The sequence below is a fragment of the Bradyrhizobium sp. 23AC genome, assembly GCF_054863025.1.
The window spans coordinates 138,022-156,161 of sequence record NZ_JAVAYN010000006.1; the positions used below are offsets into that span (position 1 = coordinate 138,022).

At 64.6% G+C, this 18,140-nt stretch carries 20 protein-coding genes; 4 read left to right on the forward strand and 16 right to left on the reverse strand.

Going from position 1 to position 18,140, the window contains the following annotated elements; genetic code table 11:
- Positions 1–9: 9 nt before the first annotated feature.
- The 3 genes from dctA to RAD10_RS16560 are packed head-to-tail and all read right to left on the reverse strand — an operon-like array spanning position 10 to position 2,933.
- Positions 10–1,311: a C4-dicarboxylate transporter DctA gene (gene dctA / locus RAD10_RS16550; protein ID WP_461618359.1), complete on the reverse strand. Its 1,302-nt coding sequence runs from the start codon at positions 1,309–1,311 to the stop codon at positions 10–12.
- Positions 1,308–2,192, reverse strand: coding sequence for an amidohydrolase family protein (locus tag RAD10_RS16555; protein WP_461618360.1), 885 nt, complete (start codon positions 2,190–2,192; stop codon positions 1,308–1,310). The genes dctA and RAD10_RS16555 overlap by 4 nt, the downstream gene beginning before the upstream one ends.
- 30 nt (positions 2,193–2,222) lie before the next feature.
- Entirely contained in the window at positions 2,223–2,933 is a 711-nt protein-coding gene (locus RAD10_RS16560; RefSeq protein WP_461618361.1) for a TetR/AcrR family transcriptional regulator, read from the reverse strand.
- A 115-nt stretch (positions 2,934–3,048) separates the two neighbouring features.
- On the opposite strand from RAD10_RS16560, the gene RAD10_RS16565 reads away from it, so the two are divergent.
- Positions 3,049–4,029 carry a tripartite tricarboxylate transporter substrate binding protein gene (locus RAD10_RS16565; RefSeq protein WP_461618362.1) on the forward strand — a complete coding sequence of 327 codons (981 nt, stop codon included), beginning with the start codon at positions 3,049–3,051 and terminating at the stop codon, positions 4,027–4,029.
- A 132-nt stretch (positions 4,030–4,161) separates the two neighbouring features.
- Here the strand turns inward: RAD10_RS16565 and RAD10_RS16570 are convergent, their stop codons facing one another.
- Positions 4,162–5,304 (reverse strand): mechanosensitive ion channel family protein, encoded by a 1,143-nt coding sequence (locus tag RAD10_RS16570; protein WP_461618363.1) that lies wholly within the window; start codon positions 5,302–5,304, stop codon positions 4,162–4,164.
- Between the two features lie 128 nt (positions 5,305–5,432).
- On the opposite strand from RAD10_RS16570, the gene RAD10_RS16575 reads away from it, so the two are divergent.
- Positions 5,433–6,683 carry a DUF763 domain-containing protein gene (locus tag RAD10_RS16575; RefSeq protein ID WP_461618364.1) on the forward strand — a complete coding sequence of 417 codons (1,251 nt, stop codon included), beginning with the start codon at positions 5,433–5,435 and terminating at the stop codon, positions 6,681–6,683.
- A gap of 37 nt (positions 6,684–6,720) precedes the next feature.
- Here RAD10_RS16575 and RAD10_RS16580 read toward each other — a convergent pair whose 3' ends face one another.
- From RAD10_RS16580 to RAD10_RS16605, 6 genes are all read right to left on the reverse strand, one after another.
- Complete coding sequence (locus RAD10_RS16580) at positions 6,721–6,963, reverse strand: hypothetical protein (protein WP_461618365.1); 243 nt, start codon at positions 6,961–6,963, stop codon at positions 6,721–6,723.
- Between the two features lie 63 nt (positions 6,964–7,026).
- Positions 7,027–7,227, reverse strand: coding sequence for a hypothetical protein (locus RAD10_RS16585; RefSeq protein WP_461618366.1), 201 nt, complete (start codon positions 7,225–7,227; stop codon positions 7,027–7,029).
- Positions 7,228–7,240: 13 nt separating this feature from the next.
- A complete protein-coding gene (locus RAD10_RS16590) occupies positions 7,241–7,426 on the reverse strand; it encodes a hypothetical protein (protein ID WP_461618367.1) in 186 nt (61 codons plus the stop codon).
- Positions 7,427–7,567: 141 nt separating this feature from the next.
- Complete coding sequence (locus RAD10_RS16595) at positions 7,568–8,836, reverse strand: cytochrome P450 (protein WP_461618368.1); 1,269 nt, start codon at positions 8,834–8,836, stop codon at positions 7,568–7,570.
- 90 nt (positions 8,837–8,926) lie between these two features.
- On the reverse strand, positions 8,927–9,253 hold the full coding sequence (locus RAD10_RS16600) for a hypothetical protein (RefSeq protein ID WP_018320980.1): 327 nt from the start codon (positions 9,251–9,253) through the stop codon (positions 8,927–8,929).
- Between the two features lie 105 nt (positions 9,254–9,358).
- A complete protein-coding gene (locus RAD10_RS16605) occupies positions 9,359–10,132 on the reverse strand; it encodes a ferredoxin--NADP reductase (RefSeq protein WP_461618369.1) in 774 nt (257 codons plus the stop codon).
- Positions 10,133–10,289: 157 nt separating this feature from the next.
- Here RAD10_RS16605 and RAD10_RS16610 point away from each other — a divergent pair, with 157 nt between their 5' ends.
- Positions 10,290–11,486: an amidohydrolase family protein gene (locus tag RAD10_RS16610; protein ID WP_461618370.1), complete on the forward strand. Its 1,197-nt coding sequence runs from the start codon at positions 10,290–10,292 to the stop codon at positions 11,484–11,486.
- 123 nt (positions 11,487–11,609) lie between these two features.
- On the forward strand, positions 11,610–12,299 hold the full coding sequence (locus RAD10_RS16615; RefSeq protein WP_461618371.1) for a hypothetical protein: 690 nt from the start codon (positions 11,610–11,612) through the stop codon (positions 12,297–12,299).
- A 10-nt stretch (positions 12,300–12,309) separates the two neighbouring features.
- On the opposite strand, the gene RAD10_RS16620 is transcribed toward RAD10_RS16615, so the two are convergent.
- The 6 genes from RAD10_RS16620 to RAD10_RS16645 form a co-directional block, all read right to left on the reverse strand.
- Positions 12,310–12,696, reverse strand: a complete 387-nt coding sequence (locus RAD10_RS16620; RefSeq protein WP_461618372.1) for a hypothetical protein — start codon at positions 12,694–12,696, stop codon at positions 12,310–12,312.
- A gap of 193 nt (positions 12,697–12,889) precedes the next feature.
- Positions 12,890–13,345 carry a MarR family winged helix-turn-helix transcriptional regulator gene (locus tag RAD10_RS16625; RefSeq protein WP_461618373.1) on the reverse strand — a complete coding sequence of 152 codons (456 nt, stop codon included), beginning with the start codon at positions 13,343–13,345 and terminating at the stop codon, positions 12,890–12,892.
- A 13-nt stretch (positions 13,346–13,358) separates the two neighbouring features.
- Positions 13,359–14,063, reverse strand: a complete 705-nt coding sequence (locus tag RAD10_RS16630) for an ABC transporter ATP-binding protein (RefSeq protein WP_461618374.1) — start codon at positions 14,061–14,063, stop codon at positions 13,359–13,361.
- Positions 14,060–14,851, reverse strand: coding sequence for an ABC transporter ATP-binding protein (locus RAD10_RS16635; protein WP_183710291.1), 792 nt, complete (start codon positions 14,849–14,851; stop codon positions 14,060–14,062). Before RAD10_RS16635 ends, RAD10_RS16630 begins: the two co-directional genes overlap by 4 nt.
- Positions 14,848–16,737, reverse strand: a complete 1,890-nt coding sequence (locus RAD10_RS16640) for an ABC transporter permease (protein ID WP_461618375.1) — start codon at positions 16,735–16,737, stop codon at positions 14,848–14,850. Before RAD10_RS16640 ends, RAD10_RS16635 begins: the two co-directional genes overlap by 4 nt.
- Before the next feature lie 181 nt (positions 16,738–16,918).
- Entirely contained in the window at positions 16,919–18,121 is a 1,203-nt protein-coding gene (locus RAD10_RS16645; protein WP_461618376.1) for an ABC transporter substrate-binding protein, read from the reverse strand.
- Positions 18,122–18,140: the final 19 nt, after the last annotated feature.

The following is an 18,140-nucleotide window of genomic DNA, read 5'->3' on the forward strand; positions in this document are numbered from 1 at the left end:
GCCACTTCATCAGATTGCGGCGGCCCCTTGTTCCTCGCCGTCGAGCACGCGCCTCAGGCGTTCGCCGTCGAGCGCGCCTTCCCATTTGGCAATCGCGATGGTCGCCACCGCGTTTCCGATCAGATTGGTCGGCGTCAGCCCCTGCGACATCAGGCGGTGGATGCCGAGCACCAGTGCCACGCTCGTCACCGGGATGGTGCCGGTCGCCGACAGCGTTGCCGCCAGCACGACGAAGGCGGCGCCCGCGATCCCCGCCGCGCCCTTGGAGGTCACGAGCAGGATCAAGAGCAGTTCGATCTGCTCGGCCAGCCCGAACGGCGTGTTGGTCGCCTGCGCCAGGAACACCGAGGCGGCGGCAAGGTAAAGGCAGGTACCGTCGAGATTGAAGGAGTAGCCGGTCGGGATCACGAGGCCGACCACGCTCTTCTCGCAGCCGGCCTTCTCCAGCTTGGTCAGCATCCGCGGCAACACCGTCTCGGATGACGTCGTGGCGATGCAGATCAGCAACTCTTCCCAGATGTAACGGATCAGCTTCAACAGTGAGAAGCCGCATAGCCGCGCCACTGGGCCGAGCGCCACGACGATGAAGACCACACAGGTGAGATAAAAGCCTCCGAGCAGCTTGCCGAGCGAGGCCAGCGATCCCACGCCGAACTTGCCGACCGTAAAGGCGATGGCACCGAACGCACCGATCGGCGCCGCCCACATCACGAAACCGACGACGGCGAACACCATTTTCGCAGCGATGTCGATCAGATGGACCAGCGGCGCGGCCCGTTCGCCGAGCTGCACCAGCGCAAAGCCGCAAAGGACGGAGATGAACAGCACCTGGAGGATGTTGCCTTCGGCAAAGGCGCCGATGAACGTCGCGGGCACGATGTTCATCAGGAACGGCACGAAGCCGATGACGCTGGTCTGCTTGACGTAAGGCTCGATCGCACTGGCATTGATGCTGGCGGGATCGATGTTCATGCCGACGCCGGGCTTGAGCAGGTTGATCGCGATGAGACCGATGATCAGCGCGATCGTGGTCATGATCTCGAAATAGACGATCGCCTTGACCGCGACGCGCCCGACCCGCGCCATGTCGGCCATGTGGGCGATGCCGTGCACGACGGTGCAGAAGATGATCGGCGCGATCAGCATCCGGATCGCCTTGATGAAGGCATCCCCGAGCGGCTGCATCTTGGCGCCCGCCTCGGGACTGATGATCCCAAGCGCGATGCCGGCGGCCATGGCGATGAGCACCTGGATCCAGAGCTCCCTCCACCAGGGCCGCCCGCGCGGCTTGTCGATTGCAAGCACCGTCATCGGTCGAACTCGAACAGGCGCGCCGGATTGTCGACAAGGATCTTCTGCTGGAACTCGGGCTCGGGCGCGAACAGCGGAATCAAGTCGACGAGGTCGCCGTCGTTCGGCATCACCTTGACGTTGGGATGCGGCCAGTCGGTACCCCAGATGACGCGATCCGGCGCGGTCTCGACGATCTTTCGCGCGAACGGCACCGCATCGGCAAAGAGCGGACCGCTGGAGGACACCCGCTCCGAGCCGCAGATCTTGACCCAGCATTTCTCGTCGCGCTGCATCAGCTCGATCAAGATCTTGAACGGCAGCTGGTCGAGCCCTTCGGAGGCCTTCACCCGTCCCATATGGTCGATGGTGTAGCTGAGCGGCAGCTTTGCCAGCATGTCGGCATAATCAGGCAGATCGATCGCATCGAAATGCAGGTCGATGTGCCAGCCGAGCGGCGCGACCATGGCGATGACGCGATCGAACACGCCTTTGTCAGGGACGCCGCCGAGATGGCGGACGAAATTGAAGCGGCAGCCGCGAAAACCGCCCTCGTGCAGCGCACGAAGCCCGCGCTCGGTGATGGTGTCGTCGATATTGGCAACGGCGCGATAGGCGCCGTTACTCTGCGCGATGGCATCGAGCGCCACACTGTTGTCGGTGCCGTGCACGCTGGCATTGACGATGACGGCGCGCTCGACGCCGAGCTTGGCATGCAGGATGCGAAAATCCTCCAGCGGCGCATCCGGCGGCGTGTAGGACCGGTCCGGCGCGTAAGGGTACTTCGCACCGGGCCCGAAGATGTGGCAATGCGCGTCGCAGGACAGCTTCGGCAGCTTGAACTTCGGCGTGCGCGTGTTCGGATCGGGCGGCGGAATGGTGGGCGTGTACATCATCGTCATCACTTCAACCGTCGGGCGAGACGGCTTCTTTCAAGTCTTGCTGCTGACGACCGGCCGCCGCCGCGCCGGCGCGGCATGATCGAGCGGCGGCGCCTGGAAGGAGGCAACCGTGGCCTGCACCAGCTGCTCGATGGCGCTGGCGGCATCGCCGCCATCGGCTTCGCCGCGGGACAGGCGCGAGACGCGATCGGGCGTCACCAGCGAGTAATAGAGTGCACCGAGCAGGAAGTGACTGCGCCAGACGATGTCGGTGCGCGGAATGTGCGGCAGGCTCTCGTGGATCGCATCGATGAAGGCGTGGCTGGTGTCGTCAAATGTCTGTGCGATGATCTTTCGCGCAACCTCGTTGCCCTCGGCCGACATCACCGCGCGCAGCCGCGTGAAGCGCGCACCGCCGCCGGCAAGGTCGCTGCCCGAGGTGAAGGCCGGCACGACATAGGCCCGCACCACCGCCTCCAGCCGGTCCTGGAGATCGCGCACCCGCCTGGCGGCCGCGAGCAGCTCCGAACGTCGCAAATTCATCGGCCCGCAATGCCGCCGGTAGATCTCCAGCAGCAATCCGTCCTTGGTCTTGAAATGATAGGTCACGCTGCCGGGATTGGCTCCGGCAGCCTGCGCGATGTCGCGCACCGAGACGGCGTTGAAGCCGTTGGTGGCGAACAACTCCTCGGCCGCGGCGAGGATCGCCTCGCGCATGTTCGGCTTGCGGGCCGTTTCCTTGCTGGTGGGGTTGCGTACCATGTGATTTGTACTATCGTACAAAAGATCAGGTCTCGTCAACAAAAACCATGGGCGGCATCCGGACGGCTCGAAGACCGATGCAAGGATGCGTGCGCCCGCAAGGAGTGCTGGGAAAATGCTGGGTTTGAACAAGACAATCGGCGGATTGATGCTGGGCGCCGGTTTGCTGCTCGCGGGCAGCGCCGCGCAGGCCGCCGACAATTATCCGAGCAAGCCGGTTCACATCCTCGTGCCCTACGCGGCCGGTGGCGCGGTCGACGTGCTCGCGCGCACGCTGAGCCAGGCGCTGGCCAAGACCTGGGGGCAGCAGCCGGTGGTCGACAATCGTCCCGGCGCCGGCGGCATCGTCGCCTCGCAGGCGCTGACGCAGGCCGCGCCCGACGGCTACACGCTGATCCTGGTCGCCAGCGGTCATCCGCTCAACCAGTTCATCTATCCGAGCGTGCCCTACGACACGTTCAGGGATTTTACCGCGATCACCGAAGTCGCCTCCTCGCCGCTCGCGATCGTCGTGGCCAAGGACAGCCCCTACAAGACACTCGGCGATCTCCTGACTGCTGCGAAGAAAGAGCCCGACAAGCTCTCCTACGGCATGTCCGGCAATGGCACCTCGGCGCATCTGGCCGGCGAACTGTTGAAGCACATGTCCGGCAGCAAGATTGTCGCGATCCCCTACAAGGGCGGCGCGCCGGCGCTGACCGCCGTGATCGCAGGCGAGATCCCGCTCAGCATCAATCCGCTCGCGGAAGCAATTGGTCAGCTCGAAGGCGGTCCGGTGCGCGCACTTGCCGTGACCTCGGCCGAGCGCTCCAAGGCATTACCTGACGTCCCGACCGTCGCAGAATCCGGCGTCGCCGGTTACGACGTTTCGGTGTGGTGGGGCGTGCTTGGTCCGGCAAAAATGCCGCCGGAGATCGTGGCGAAGCTCGAAACCGATCTGAAGGCGGCGCTGCAAGACCCGAACGTGCTGTCGACGCTGGGCAAGATCGGCGCCGCTCCGGTCGGCTCCTCCGCCAAGGAGTTTGACGCCTACATGCGCGCCGAGGCGACCAAATGGGAGCCGGTGCTGAAGGCTGCCAACATCCGCGCGCAGTGAGCCTCTTTGCATGAGGATATCGTTCGGAATTGTTGCGTGTTCATTCTGCTCACAGGCATGGCGAACATTGCGCAAGCGGCGGCCGCGCGCGTGCAGGCGACCGTTGTCGGCACCGCATGGCCCCGCGGCTACTCAATTGCGCGCGCTCGCCCGCATCTTCTCCGGCCGCGCGACGGGCCGGAGGAAATCGGCATCATCGTCGGCCGACGGGATCAGGATCGCACGCTCGCGCGGCAGCGCCTCCGGCATCTCGTCGCGGATGAAGGCGACGAGCTTTTCCCTGATCTCGCAGCGCAGGTCCCAGGATTGCGGCGCGTTTCGCGCGCTGACCAGCGCGCGGAGCTCGATGGTCCGCGAGTCCGCATCGATCACCTGAAGATTGACCACCGCGCCATCCCAGAGCTTGGACTGCTTCACGGCGTCCTCCAGCCAACGCCGGATGCGCGGGACGTCGGCACGATAGTCGACATGGAGCGCGATCACGCCGATCAGCGAGGCGGTGTCGCGGGTCCAGTTCTGGAACGGCTTTTCGATGAAATAGGACAGCGGCACCACCATGCGTCGCCAATCCCACAGCCGGATCACGACATAGGTCGAGGCGATGTCCTCCACCCAGCCCCATTCGTTCTCGATGATCACGGCATCCTCGATGCGGATCGGCTGGGTGATCGCGATCTGCAGGCCCGCGATCAGGTTGCTGAGCAGCGGCCGCGCGGCAAGGCCGACGATGATGCCGGCCGCGCCGGCGGAGGCGAACAGGCTGACGCCGTATTGCCTCACCGAATCGAACGTCATCAGCGCGGTGGACACCGTGATGACGACGATGATGGTATCAGTGACGCGCTTGAACACGCGAACTTGCGTGACGTGCTTGCGCGCGACGAAATTCTCGCTGACATCGCGGAAATTCTGCAAGTACCGCGCCGCGCTCATGTCTACGATCCGGATCGAGATCCAGCCGATCAGGGCAATGACGGCCACGACGAACAGGCGCATCAGCGGCGTGCGGATCATCTCGTCGAGCGGGGCAAGCGGCAGGACCAATGCGACGGCCGCCAGGCAAAGCGCCAGTTGGGCCGGGCCAGCAGTGCGGTCGATGAATATGCTCAGGAGCGGAAGGCGGGTTCCGAAGGCGCGCGCGAGCAGCCATACGGCGACCCGATAAACGAACAGCGCAAGCAAGATCGCGCCGACAACCAGGCCGAGGCCGACAAACCACGAGGGTATCCAGCCGAACATCCTGTCGATGTCGGCCATCAGGGCCTGCAAATTCATCGATTGTCCCCGTCATTGCACTTCGCGTAGCCCGCTCAACGCCTCCCGGCCGGCTTGGCTCCCCTCTCTCGTGCAACGCAGCATTCCGCAGATGCAACCGTCGCCCAATTGGGCTAGCTTGAGGACTCATGACCAGACGTACCGGCAGCGCCGATCTTCCCTTGCACACCGGACGGGTTCCGCCGTGGCTTGCGAGCCGCATGGCTTCGCTTGGGTCGATCGTCACGCAGGCGATCGTGCATCATTACGGCCGCGATGCGTTTCTCCAGCGGCTGTCGCATCCATTCTGGTTCCAGTCGTTTGGCGCCGTGATGGGAATGGACTGGCACTCCTCCGGCATCACCACATCCGTGATCGGCGCGCTGAAGCGGGGGCTCGGGCCGCTTCAGGATGAGCTTGGCATTTATGTCTGCGGCGGCCGCGGCCAGCATTCGCGCAAGACGCCGGACGAGCTGATGCAGCTCGGCGATCGCGTCGGCTTCGACAGTGCAAGGCTCACCCGCGCCAGCCGCCTGGTGGCGAAGGTCGACAGCGCGGCCGTGCAGGACGGCTTCGATCTCTATCTCCACGGCTTCTTCGTCACCGCCGACGGCAAATGGACGGTGGTGCAGCAGGGCATGAACGGCGACAAGCGGCAGGCCCGCCGCTATCATTGGCATTCCGAGGCGCTGAAGAGCTTTGTCGATACGCCGCACAGCGCGATCGACGGCCCGCAGCAAGGCGAGATCGTCAATCTGACCGACCACCGCGCCGATATTTCGCGGAGCGCGCAGCTCGAGCTCCTCAGCGATCTCGGCCCCGATCGCATCCTCACCGAATTCGAGCGGCTCACCGCGACTGCGCCCGAGCCTGCGCAGGCCATGCTGCCGCATTTGATCATGCCCGCGCATCACGACGTCCGGCCGAAGGATGTGTTCGCGCGGCGCCTGCACGGCACCCTCGCCGCAGCCGCCGAACGCGGCCCGGTCGATTTCCCGGAGCTGCTGCTGACGCCCGGCGTCGGCGCGCGCACCGTGCGCTCACTGGCGATGGTCGCCGAGGTCGTGCACGGCGCGCCGTATCGCTTCAAGGATCCCGCGCGCTTCTCGCTCGCCCATGGCGGCAAGGACCGGCATCCCTATCCCGTCCCGATCAAGGTCTATGACGAGACCATTCGCGTATTGAAGGGCGCGATCCAGAGCGCGAAGCTCGGGCGTGATGAAGAGATGCAGGCGATGAAGCGGCTGGACGATCAGGCACGGCGGTTGGAGCGCACTGCGCGCGGCCCGTCGGTCGAGACCTACATCGCCGACGAACGTGCGGCGTCACCCGACCTCGACGGCCGCTCCGTGTTCGGCTGGGAGCGCGAGCTCGCGCCGACAAAAAAGCGGACCGGCTGAACGCCGGTCCGCGAGTTCAGCGGGAGGAACGCCCCTCTCAGGTCTCGTCAGCCTCCGGCGTCTCGTCGAGCCGGTTGGCTGCATGATCCTGATACTGATCGGTCTGAATGGACTTGCCGTCCATGCCGCGAATGTCCGAATGCTGGGCCTTGTCGCGGTTGGACAGGACCATGTTATCGCCGATCTTGTCCTTGGGCACTTCGGTCAATGCACCGGTGCCGTCGCCCTTGCCATGCATGCCGGATCTGAAGTGCGTCTTGCTGCCGTGCCCACTTGGCATCAGTCTCTCCTCTTGGCTCGGTACGTCCGTTGTACCGGCATTGGTCGCGGCGGCTGCTGTGGTCTATCTGCCGCCGCCCTTGCCGGTCGCGTCGTGGCGGTGATGGGAATCCTGCTCGCCTCCACCACCGGAGACGCGGCTGTGGCTTCGCTGTTCATCGTCCGCAGGCGGCTTCTTCACCTCCAGCGGCGCCTTCGCGTTCTCGTGCGATGCGCCGGGGCCACCCTGGCGAATGCTGTTGGGCGTCTTGGTGGATGTCGACATGAATGTCGCCTCCTCAACGGTCTTGCTGGTATCCCTGATTGGTCGTGTTCTGCTTGATGTTGCCTTGCTGTCCCTGTTGGTCCGGATTTTCCGCGCGCTGCTGGCCGCGCGGAGTCTGATCGGCCGACGTTTGCTTGGTGTCGCCAGTTCCCTTCCGGCTCTGATTGTCCGGCGGAACATTCGGCATTTTGCTGGTCATGATCCAACCTCTTTGAAAGATGGGAATCCTGCGCACGGAACTGTTCCTTCGCATGCCCTCAGGTCCCGGTGGACAACAGCAAGCGCCGCAGGCCGTTCCGAGCAGATCATGGTCAGCGACGATTTGCCGAAGGAGAGAGCTTCACTCCGCCTGCACGGGAGAACGATCGGCCATCGCTGGCGCCGCAGCGGCAAATGTTCCGTGGACCTCGGCCGTGACAGGAAGCTTCGCAATCATGCGAATCCCCGGCCGCTTGCGCCAATGGATCTGCGAGGGATCGACGGCCAGACCAAGTTTCGGCCACCGCACGAACAACGCTTCCAGCGCGCAGGCCGCCTCGATGCGCGCAAGCTGATGGCCGAGGCAGAAATGGATTCCCGTCCCGAACGAGAGGTGACGGTTCGGCTTGCGTTCGAGATCGAGGCTTCCAGGGTGATCATGCACCGCCGGATCCATGTTGGCGGCGGCGAGCATCACCATGACACGGTCGCCCTTCTTCAGACGCATGCCTTCGACCTCGACGTCCCGCCGCACATAGCGCGGTTTTGAAAATTGCACCGGGGAGACGAAACGCAGGAACTCCTCGACGGCGAGACCGGCGCGGCTCCAATCCTGCTCCAGCCAACTGCGGAGGCCAGGACTTCTGAGCAGCTCGTAGGCGGACCCGCTGATGAGATGCGTGGTCGTCTCGGAGCCGGCTGCAAGCAGCAGAAACACCATCGAGACCATTTCATCCGGCGTGATCTGGGCACCCTCGCGCTCGACCTGGACCAGTTCGGCGATCAGGCCTTCACCGCCCTGCATACGCGCGGCCTGCAATTGCTGCTCGAGGTAGGCCCGCATCTTTCGGAACGCCCACAGCAAGCGGAAGAAGCTGACGACATTTGTCAGCGAGGACATCGCGTTGCCCCAGGCGATGAATTTGGGCCGGTCGGCCAGAGGCAATCCCAGAAGCTCGGAGATCACTGCGAGCGGCAGGATGCGCGCGTAGCGCTGAACCAGATCGGCTGGACGTCCCTCCGCGAACAACTCGTCGGCCAAGCCGTCGGCAATGGCACGGATGCGCGGCTCCATCGCGACGATGGCACGGCGGCGAAAGGCCTCGTCCACGATGCTGCGGAGCCTCGTGTGATCCGGCTCGTCCATCGTCAGCATGTTGTTGGCGATGGTCCTGACGAAGCTCGGCATCCACCAGCGCAGACCCGCGACGTCGCCATCCTCCTTGCGCAGCGTGAAGGTAGCGCCGTCCTTCAGCACCTGTGCCGTCGCGTTATGGGTCGTGGTGATCCAGACATCGCCGACCAGAGGAAATCGCGTCGCGACGAGAGGACCGGACATGCGCAACGCCGCGATCGCCTTGGGCGGATCGCGAAAGAAGGCCTCGCTGGTGAAATCGAGGCGCGTTGTCATGGGATCACCGGAGTGATTGCTGGCGTCTCACCCAAATGGTATGGGCGGGCCAACGCGCAAGGGTCGGAACTGGCGCGAGGAGACGACGATTTATCCACGCCCCGGCGAGCGCTGACCGGTCTTGCGCTGCTGCTGGTTGGTATAGGCGTCCCAATGGCTCCAGCTGCCATTGCTGAGGCTCTGCATGTCGGTGCCGAGCGGACGGCGCGTGCGCTTGTCGTGATCGGCGATCACGCGCTCGGACTGGGCGATCTTGCGCTTGAGTTCCGCGATCGCCTTCTGGGTCTGGCCGTTCCGCTTCGAGGAGGCGATCTCGCCCATCGTGAAGCGCGCGGTCTCCAGCGCCTTCAACTCGGCGCGGTTCTTCTTCAACTGGACCCGGTGCCAGGCGATGTTGCTGTCGCTGTCCGCAACCATGTGGGAACTCCGCTGATTCGTTCCCACAGTGTATCAAGCGCCGAATCGGCGCCGCAACGGGCCCCACGCGGCGAAAATGCGGTCTTCTCAAGCTAGAATTGCGCGTTAGCGCTCGGCGAAGGCCTTTTCGACCACGAATTGGGCCGGCTCGCCGTGATTGCCCTCGACAAAGCCGCGCTCACCCAGGAGCACGCGGGTATCAGCGACCAGTGCCGGGCTGCCGCAAATCATGACGCGGTCGTGGGCGGCCTCCAGCGCCGGCAGGCCAATATCGGCGAACAGCTTGCCTGTGGTGATGAGGTCGGTGATGCGGCCGCGGTTGCGGAAGGGGTCGCGCGTCACGGTCGGATAGTAGATCAGCTGATTCTGAATGTACTCGCCGATCAGTTCGTCCTTCGGCAGCGTCTCGGTGATCATCTCGCCATAGGCGAGCTCCGTGACGTGCCGGCAGCCGTGCAGCAGCACAACCTTCTCGAACCGCTCGTAGGTTTCGGGGTCCTTGATCACGCTCAGGAACGGCGCAAGGCCGGTACCGGTGCCGATGAGGTAGAGGTTGCGCCCCTCCTCCAAATTGTCGATCACCAGCGTGCCGGTGGCCTTGCGGCTGACGATGATCTCGTCGCCTTCCCTCAAATGCTGGAGCCGCGAGGTCAGCGGACCGTCCGGCACCTTGATCGAGAAGAACTCCAGCGTGTCCTCGTAATTGGCGCTGGCGACGCTATAGGCCCGCAGCAGCGGCTTCTCGCCGACCTTGAGCCCGATCATGGTGAATTCGCCGTTGCGGAAGCGGAAGGTCGGGCTGCGGGTGGTCTTGAAGGAGAACAGCGTGTCGGTCCAGTGGTGGACGCTCAAAACGCTTTCCTGATTGAAATTGCTCATCTCACCTTCCCTGTCGCTTCCAATGCGGTTCCGAGGCGGGCAGCTATGCGTCGTTTGTACACGATCATTCGTGTACTAATGAATAATCCTGCTTGATCCCGGGGTCAAGGCTGCCCAAGATCGCGAGCGTTGCAGTTAGGAATAAGGAGCCCCCTCCATGGCGCATGACGCACCCCAGGCCACCGGACCCTCGAAGCTCGTGATCCGGAATATCGGCCTGATCCTGTCCGGCGCCCTGGAAAAGCCGATCCTGGATGGCGACACGATCGTCGCCGAGAACGGCAAGATCACCGCGATCGGCCGCTTCAAGGACGTCGACATCGAAGGCGCAACCACCATCGTCGACGCCCAGGGCACCACGGTGGCGCCGGGCCTGATCGACAGCCACGTCCACCCCGTGGCGGGCGACTGGACGCCGCGCCAGAACCAGATCGGGTGGATCGACAGCAATCTGCACGGCGGCGTCACCACGATGATTTCCGCCGGCGAAGTGCACATGCCCGGCCGCCCCCGCGACGTCGTCGGGCTGAAGGCGATGGCGATCTTTGCGCAGCGCGCATTCTGGAATTTGCGCCCCGGCGGCGTGAAGGTTCACGCCGGTGCGCCCGTGATCGAATGCGAGATGGTGGAGGAGGACTTCAAGGAATTGGCCGCGGCCGGCGTCAAGCTGCTCGGCGAGGTCGGCCTCGGCGGCGTCAAGGACGGCCCGACCGCGCGCAAGATGGTCGGCTGGGCGCGCAAATACGGCATCCAGAGCACCATCCACACCGGCGGCCCCTCGATCCCCGGCTCCGGCCTGATCGACAAGGACGTGGTGCTGGAGGCCGACACCGACGTGGTCGGCCACATCAACGGCGGCCACACTGCCCTGCCCGACGACCAGATCCGCTGCATTTGCGAGGGCTGCAAGCGCGGCCTCGAGCTCGTGCACAACGGCAATGAGCGCTCCGCTCTGTTCACGCTGCGCACCGCGCGCGAGATGGGCGATCTGCACCGGGTCATCCTCGGCACCGACGCGCCCGCCGGCTCCGGCGTGCAGCCGCTCGGCATTCTGCGCATGGTCTCGATGCTATCCTCGCTCGGCGAGCTGCCGGCCGAGATCGCGTTTTGTCTCGCCACCGGCAACACCGCCCGGATGCGCGAACTCGATTGCGGCCTCATTGAAGTGGGCCGTTCCGCCGACTTCGTCATCATGGACAAGGCCCAGCACTCGCCCGGCAAGAACATCCTGGAGAGCGTCCAGCTCGGTGACCTCCCGGGCATCGGCATGACCATTATCGACGGCATCGTGCGCACCCAGCGCAGCCGCAACACCCCGCCGGCGGGCAAGGTGCCGGAGGTGGTGGCGAAGTGACGCAGCCGGAGCGGCACACCGCTCCGCACCTCCCTCGATGACGTTGAACAAGTCTGCGGCCTGCTGCGTCTAACGCAGGCAGCCCTCGGTGGCGGCAGTTCATTGCTGGACCATCGAGGGAACATGAAGAACTCATCGCGAATAGCCGTCGGCGTTGCTGGCGCGGTGGCGGGCTATGTCGCGATCTTTGTGCTGTTTTCCCTGTTCGATTTCGGCAACCGCGCGGACCCGATCACCTCGGGTCTATTGGGACTGTTCGTCTACTCCCCCATCGGCGCGATCACCGGCGCGGTGTTTGCCAACTGGCTGGTGACGCGTTCGGGCCAGGACGCAGCCAGTGGCAGTGTCGCGCGCGACAGCCTGAAGTCTCTCGGCGTCGTCGTCCTGCTCAGCGTCGCCGGGATCGGCATCTACATTGCCTACGCCTATGCGACTGCGACGCCCTGGCTCAACCGGAACGGCGGCAATCCCCTGCTCGTATTCGAGGTCCGTTTTCCGGCCGGGGTCGCGGTGCCGACATCGCCCAAGGGCATCACCATCGACTTGCAGACCGACCTCAACACGATGCCGGGCGAAGTGACCCCGGCCGCCTTCTATCGTGACGGCGACCAGCCCGTCATCGCAGGCGAAGTCGAGCTCGCGTTTCGAACCTCACACCGGCAGCTCGCCGTCAATATCGAAGGCCAGCCGAGCCGAATCTACCCGATCGACTTGACGGCCCGGGCGCCGCATACGCCGGAGTTCGGGACTTGGCGGCGGCTCGCCGACGGCAGCGAAATCCGCTACCGCGCCAAATGGCCGGGCAAGACGTGAGCGTTCAGCATCAGCGCTTCTTCGCGATCTCACAACGCACATAGGTCTGGCGCTTGGCCTGCCCGACCGGTCCGTTGTCCATCACCAGCTTGCCGTCCACAGCGATGGAGACCCGGGGATTGGAGCGAAACTTCTCGCCCTCGCCTTCGCAGGCGAGCTTCATCTTCCAGCCGAGCTTTCCGTCGCCGGTGATCTCGCTGGCGCGGCAGCGCGTCTCGTACCAATACAGCCGATTGCCGCCCTCGATGCTCATGCGGTTGGGGCTGTCGTCATCGCGGCAATCCTTTTTGGTCGACGCCCAGAAGCCCTCGTAGGGCTGCGCGGCAAAGGCAGGCGCGCTGCCCGCCAGCGCCGCACCGAGGGTCAAAACCATCGTAAACTTCGCCGCGACTCTCATAACTAATACCTCGACAAGTCCTTCATCGAGGTTAGTCGCCCGTGCCCGCACCTTGTTCAACTGCCGTAGGGTGGGCAAAGCGACTTGTCCGCCATAGCTCGAAGAGCGACGGCGGAAGCGTGCCCACCATTGAGAAGTGGTGGGCACGGCGCTTCGCGCCTTTGCCCACCCTACGAGACCGTCTATGGCACGCTCACCGCAGCTTGTTCAACAGCACCATCAGCATCTCGCGCTCCTTGGGCTCGAGCGGCGCCAGCGTCTCGCGAGTGATGGCGAGCGCGTTCGGCGCAACCTTCTCCGAAAGCTGCTGACCGGCGCGCGTCAGGCTGACCAGCAGCCGCCGACCGTCCTCGGGATCCTGACTTGTTTCAGTCAACCCGCGCGCCGTGAGCCGGTCGATCACGCCCTTGATGGTCGCGACGTCCATCGCCGTCAGCCGGCCGAGCTGGTTTTGCGAGCACGGGCCGGTCTCGGCGAGCTTCGACAATGCCGCCCACTGCGTCGGCGTCAGATTGGTGCCGATATCGCGGGAGAAGATGGAGCTGTGGCGCTGCCAGACCTGGCGCAGGATGAAACCGACCTGCTCGTCGAGCACGTAAGGCGGTTTTGCCGGTTTGACGCCCTTCTTCACCGCGACACTTCTCGCCATCCGTCCCCGCCTCTCACAACGACAGATGCGCGTCGCGGATATCCGGACGCGCATCGAGCTCGGCCATGGTGCCGCCGAAGCAGATGCGGCCGCGCTCGATGATGTAGGCGCGATCCGAAATCAGCCGCGCGAAATGCAGATTCTGCTCGGAGACGACGATGCTGACGCCCTCCTTCTTCATGGTCAGGATGGCGTCGACCATCTGCTCCACGATCTTCGGCGACAGACCTTCCGAGGGCTCGTCCAGCAGCACCAGCGACGGATTGCCCATCAGCGTGCGGGCGATCGTGAGCATCTGCTGCTCGCCGCCGCTCATGCGGCCGCCGGGACGGTTCTTCATCTCGCCGAGATTTGGAAACAGCGCGAACAGCTTTTCGCGCGTCCAATGCGGCGCGTTCGGACGCTTGGGCTGCTTGCCCACTTCGAGATTTTCCTCGACGGTCAGGTCGGTGAATATCCGGCGCTCCTCCGGCACATAGCCGAGCCCCTCGCGCACGATCTCGTGAGTCGGCCTGGCCGAGACGTCCTTGCCCTCGAACATGATGCGGCCGGTTCGTTGCGCGACCAGGCCGACGATCGAGCGGAACGTCGTCGACTTGCCGGCACCGTTGCGCCCGAGCAGCGCCACCACCTCGCCCTCGCCGACCTCGAAGCCGATGTCGAACAGGATATGCGCCGGGCCATAATGGCTGTTGAGGCCCTCGACGGTGAGCTTCATATTGATGCTCCCTCGCGATGGCGGGCATCGTAGACCAGGCCCTCGCCGAGATAGACCGCCTGCACTTGCGGATTGCCGCGCACCTCGGCTGGCGTGCCCTCGGCGATCAGCGTCCCTCGATTCAGCACGATGATGCGGTCGGCGTGCTCGAACACCACGTCCATATCGTGCTCGGTGAAGAGCACGCCGATCGATTTCTCCCGCGCAATGCTCGCAGTCAGCCGCATCAGGTCGACGCGTTCGCGCGGCGCCATGCCGGCGGTCGGCTCATCCATCAACAGCAGCTTGGGCTGGTTGGCGAGCGCTACAGCAAGCTCGAGCCGCTTGAGGTCGCCATAGGCAAGCTCGCCGCAGGGCCGATCGGCATAACCGCCCATGCCGACCAGCTCGAGCAGGCGCCCGGCCTCGCCGCGGTCGAACTTCGGCGCCGAGCCGAACAGATTGAATAGCTGCTTCCCGTGCGAGATCAGCGCGACCTGCACATTCTCGCGCACCGTCATGGTGGCGAAGGTCGCCGTGATCTGGAAGGTGCGCCCGACCCCGAGCCGCCAAACCTCGCGCGGCTTCCTGCCCGTGATCTCCTCGCCAAGCAGGCGGACATGGCCGGTATCAGGCTTGTTCTGGCCGTTGAGCATGTCGAAGCACGTGCTCTTGCCCGCGCCGTTCGGCCCGATCAGCGCCAAAATCTCGCCGGCGCGCAGCGAGAACGAGACGCCACGCACGGCGTGAATGCCGCCATAGGATTTGGTCAAGCCTTCAACGGCGAGAAGTGGAGGTGCAACACTCATTCGGCAGACTCGATCGGCTTGGCGAGCAGAGGTGATCCCGGCGGCGATGCCTTCCTGCGGCGCTGCGCCAGCATCTCCAGCATGCCGACGATGCCCTTGGGGAAGACGACGACGATCAACACGATGAAGCCGCCGAGCACGAGTTTCGACAAATCGGTCTGGCTGACCAGCCAGATGTTCAAGGCCTTGTAGACGATGGCGCCGATCACCGCGCCCGACACCGTCTCGACACCGCCGAGCAGCACCATCACCAGCGCATCGACCGAGAGCGAGATGCCGAGATTGTCCGGGAAGACACTACCCTTGAGGTAAGCGAACAGCGCGCCGCCAATGCCGGCGGTCGTCCCTGCGATCACGAAGGCGGTCCACTGGATGCGCTTGGCATTGATGCCGATCGCCTCGGTGCGCAGGAGCGAGTCGCGCGTCGCCCTCAGCGCGTAGCCGAATGGCGAGAACACCATCGCCCGCAGTGCGACGGTCACCAGCGCCGCAACGCCGAGCGCCAACCAGTAGAAGTGCGACGGGCTCGCTGCCCACTTTTCCGGCCAGACGCCCAATATGCCGTTGTCACCGCCGGTTACGCTCACCCACTGGAACGCGATCGACCACACGATCTGCGCGAAAGCGAGCGTCAGCATCGCGAAGTAGACGCCGGAGAGCTGCACGGCGAAGAAGCCGAACACGGCGGCGCCCATGCAGCCGAGCAGCGGCCCGAGCAACAGGCACACGATCATCGGCAATCCCGCCATCTTGGCGAGGAAAGCGACGCCGTATGCGCCCAGCCCGAAATAGGCGGCATGGCCGAAGGACGCGAGTCCGCCGACCGACATCAGGAAGTGGAGACTGACGGCGAAGATGACGAAGATCGCGATCTCCGAGCCGACGGTCAGCGCGTAGTTACCGGCGAACAGCGGCAGCATCGCTGCGATCACGAGCGCGGCAAGCGCCGCAAGCCGCTCGTTCGACGTCAGCGGCCGCCAGGGATTGACGGTGAGCCCCGGCGTCTTGCGCGCGGGCGCCTCCGGTTTGCCGAACAGACCCCAGGGGCGCACGATCAGCACCACCGCCATCACCAGGAAGACCAGGATGATGGAAATCTTGGGGAAGATCAGGATGCCGAAGGCATTGAGCTCGGAGACCAGCACCGCCGCGACGAACGCGCCGACGATGCTGCCGAGGCCGCCGATCACGACCACGACGAAGACTTCGACGATGATGCGCAGATCCATCGCGTGGTGCACGGCATCCCGCGGGATCTGAAGCGCGCCGCCCAGCGCGGCCAGGAAGACGCCGACCGCGAACACGGACGTGAACAGCCATTTCTGGTTGACGCCGAGCGCTGCGACCATGTCGCGGTCCTGCGTCGCCGCGCGCACCAAAACGCCCCAGCGCGTGCGCCGGAACAGGAGCCAGAGAATGCCGAGCACGACCGGCCCCAGCACGATCAGGAACAGATCGTAGCTCGGGATGTTCTGGCCGAAGAAATCGATCGCCCCCCTGAAGCCGGGCGCACGGCGGCCGACGAGATCGTCAGGTCCCCAGATCAGGACGACGAGATCCTCGACCATCAAGGTCAGGCCGAAGGTCGCGAGCAGTTGGAACAGCTCCGGCGCGTGATAGATGCGGCGGAGCAGCACCATCTCGACCAGCACCCCGATGAGCGCCACGGCAATCGCGGCCAGCACGATACTGCCCCAGAAGCCGAATGCGCCCGACAGGCGCTCCGTCAGCGTGAAGGCAATGTAGGCGCCGATCATATAGAAGGCGCCATGCGCGAAATTCACGATCCGCGTCACGCCGAAGATGATCGACAGGCCCGAGGCCACCAGGAACAGCGACGCCGCGCTGGCGAGACCGGTCAGAAACTGTACGACGTAAAAGGCCATCGGCGGTCCGGGTTGGTGTTGGGTCTCACCCGCTCGTGCGCGGGCGAGAGCTTTGTAGGGTGGGTTAGCCCAGCGACTGCGCGAAGCGCAGTTCGCTCAGCGTAACCCACCACTTCTGTTTCTGCGGATGCCGAAGGTGGTGGGTTGCGCCTTCGGCTAACCCACCCTACGGCAGCGGGGATCAATCCTTCGGACGCAGCTTCTCGACTTCGGCATCGCTGGGCAGATAGTCCGCGCCCTTCTTGTAGGACGAATCCACCATTACGCCCTTGCCGTCCTTCAGCGCGGTCTTGCCGACGAAGGCACCGAGCGTCGACTGGTGGTCGATCTTGCGGAAGGTGATCTCGCCGAATGGCGAGGGCATCGAAAGTCCCTCCGCGGCAGCGATCAGCTTCTCCGGATCGGTCGAGCCCGCCTTCGTCAGGATTGCGGCGGCCGCCTTGATGGTCTGGTAGCCGACGATGGAGCCGAGGCGCGGATAGTCGCTGTACTTGGCCTGGTACGCCTTCAGGAACGCGTCGTGCTCGGGCGTCTTGATCGAGTACCAGGGGTAACCGGTGACGATCCAGCCCTCGGGCGTCTCGTCCTTCAGCGGATCGAGATATTCCGGCTCGCCGGTCAGGAAGGAGACGACCTCGCGCCCCTTGAACAGGCCGCGGGTGTTGCCTTCGCGCACGAGCTTGACGAGGTCGGCACCGAAGGTGACGTTGAGAATCGCTTCGGGATTGGCGGCGGCAACCGCCTGCACCACTGGGCCCGCGTCGATCTTGCCCTGCGGCGGCCACTGCTCGTCGACCCACTGGATGTCAGGGCGCTTCTCCGACATCAGCTTCTTGAACACGGCGACCGCGGACTGGCCGTATTCATAGTTCGGCGCGATCGTCGCCCAGCGCTTGGCCGGCAGCTTTGCGGCTGCTTCCACCAGCATCGCCGCCTGCATGTAGTTGGAAGGCCGCAGACGGAAGGTGTATTTGTTGCCCTTCGACCAGGTCACGGCATCCGTCAGCGGCTCGGCCGCGAGGAAAAACACCTTCTTCTGGTTGGCGAAGTCGCTGACGGCAAGGCCGATGTTCGACAGGAACGTACCCGTCAGCATCGCGACACCCTCGCTCGACACCAGCTCATTCGCCGCGGTCTGCGCGTCCGCCGGCTTGCCGCCGTCGTCCTTCGAGATCACAACGAGCTTCTTGCCGTTGATGCCGCCGGCCGCGTTGATCTCTTCGACCGCGAGCTGCCAACCCTTGCGATAGGGTTCGGTGAACGCCGGCAGCAGCGAATAGCTGTTGATCTCGCCGATCTTGATGTCCTGCGCCAGGGCCGAATGAGCCATGCCGCCCGCCAGAAGCGCAAAGGCCGCGCCGACGAAGTAATTTCTTGCTCGCATCCCAACCTCCAGTTTTGAA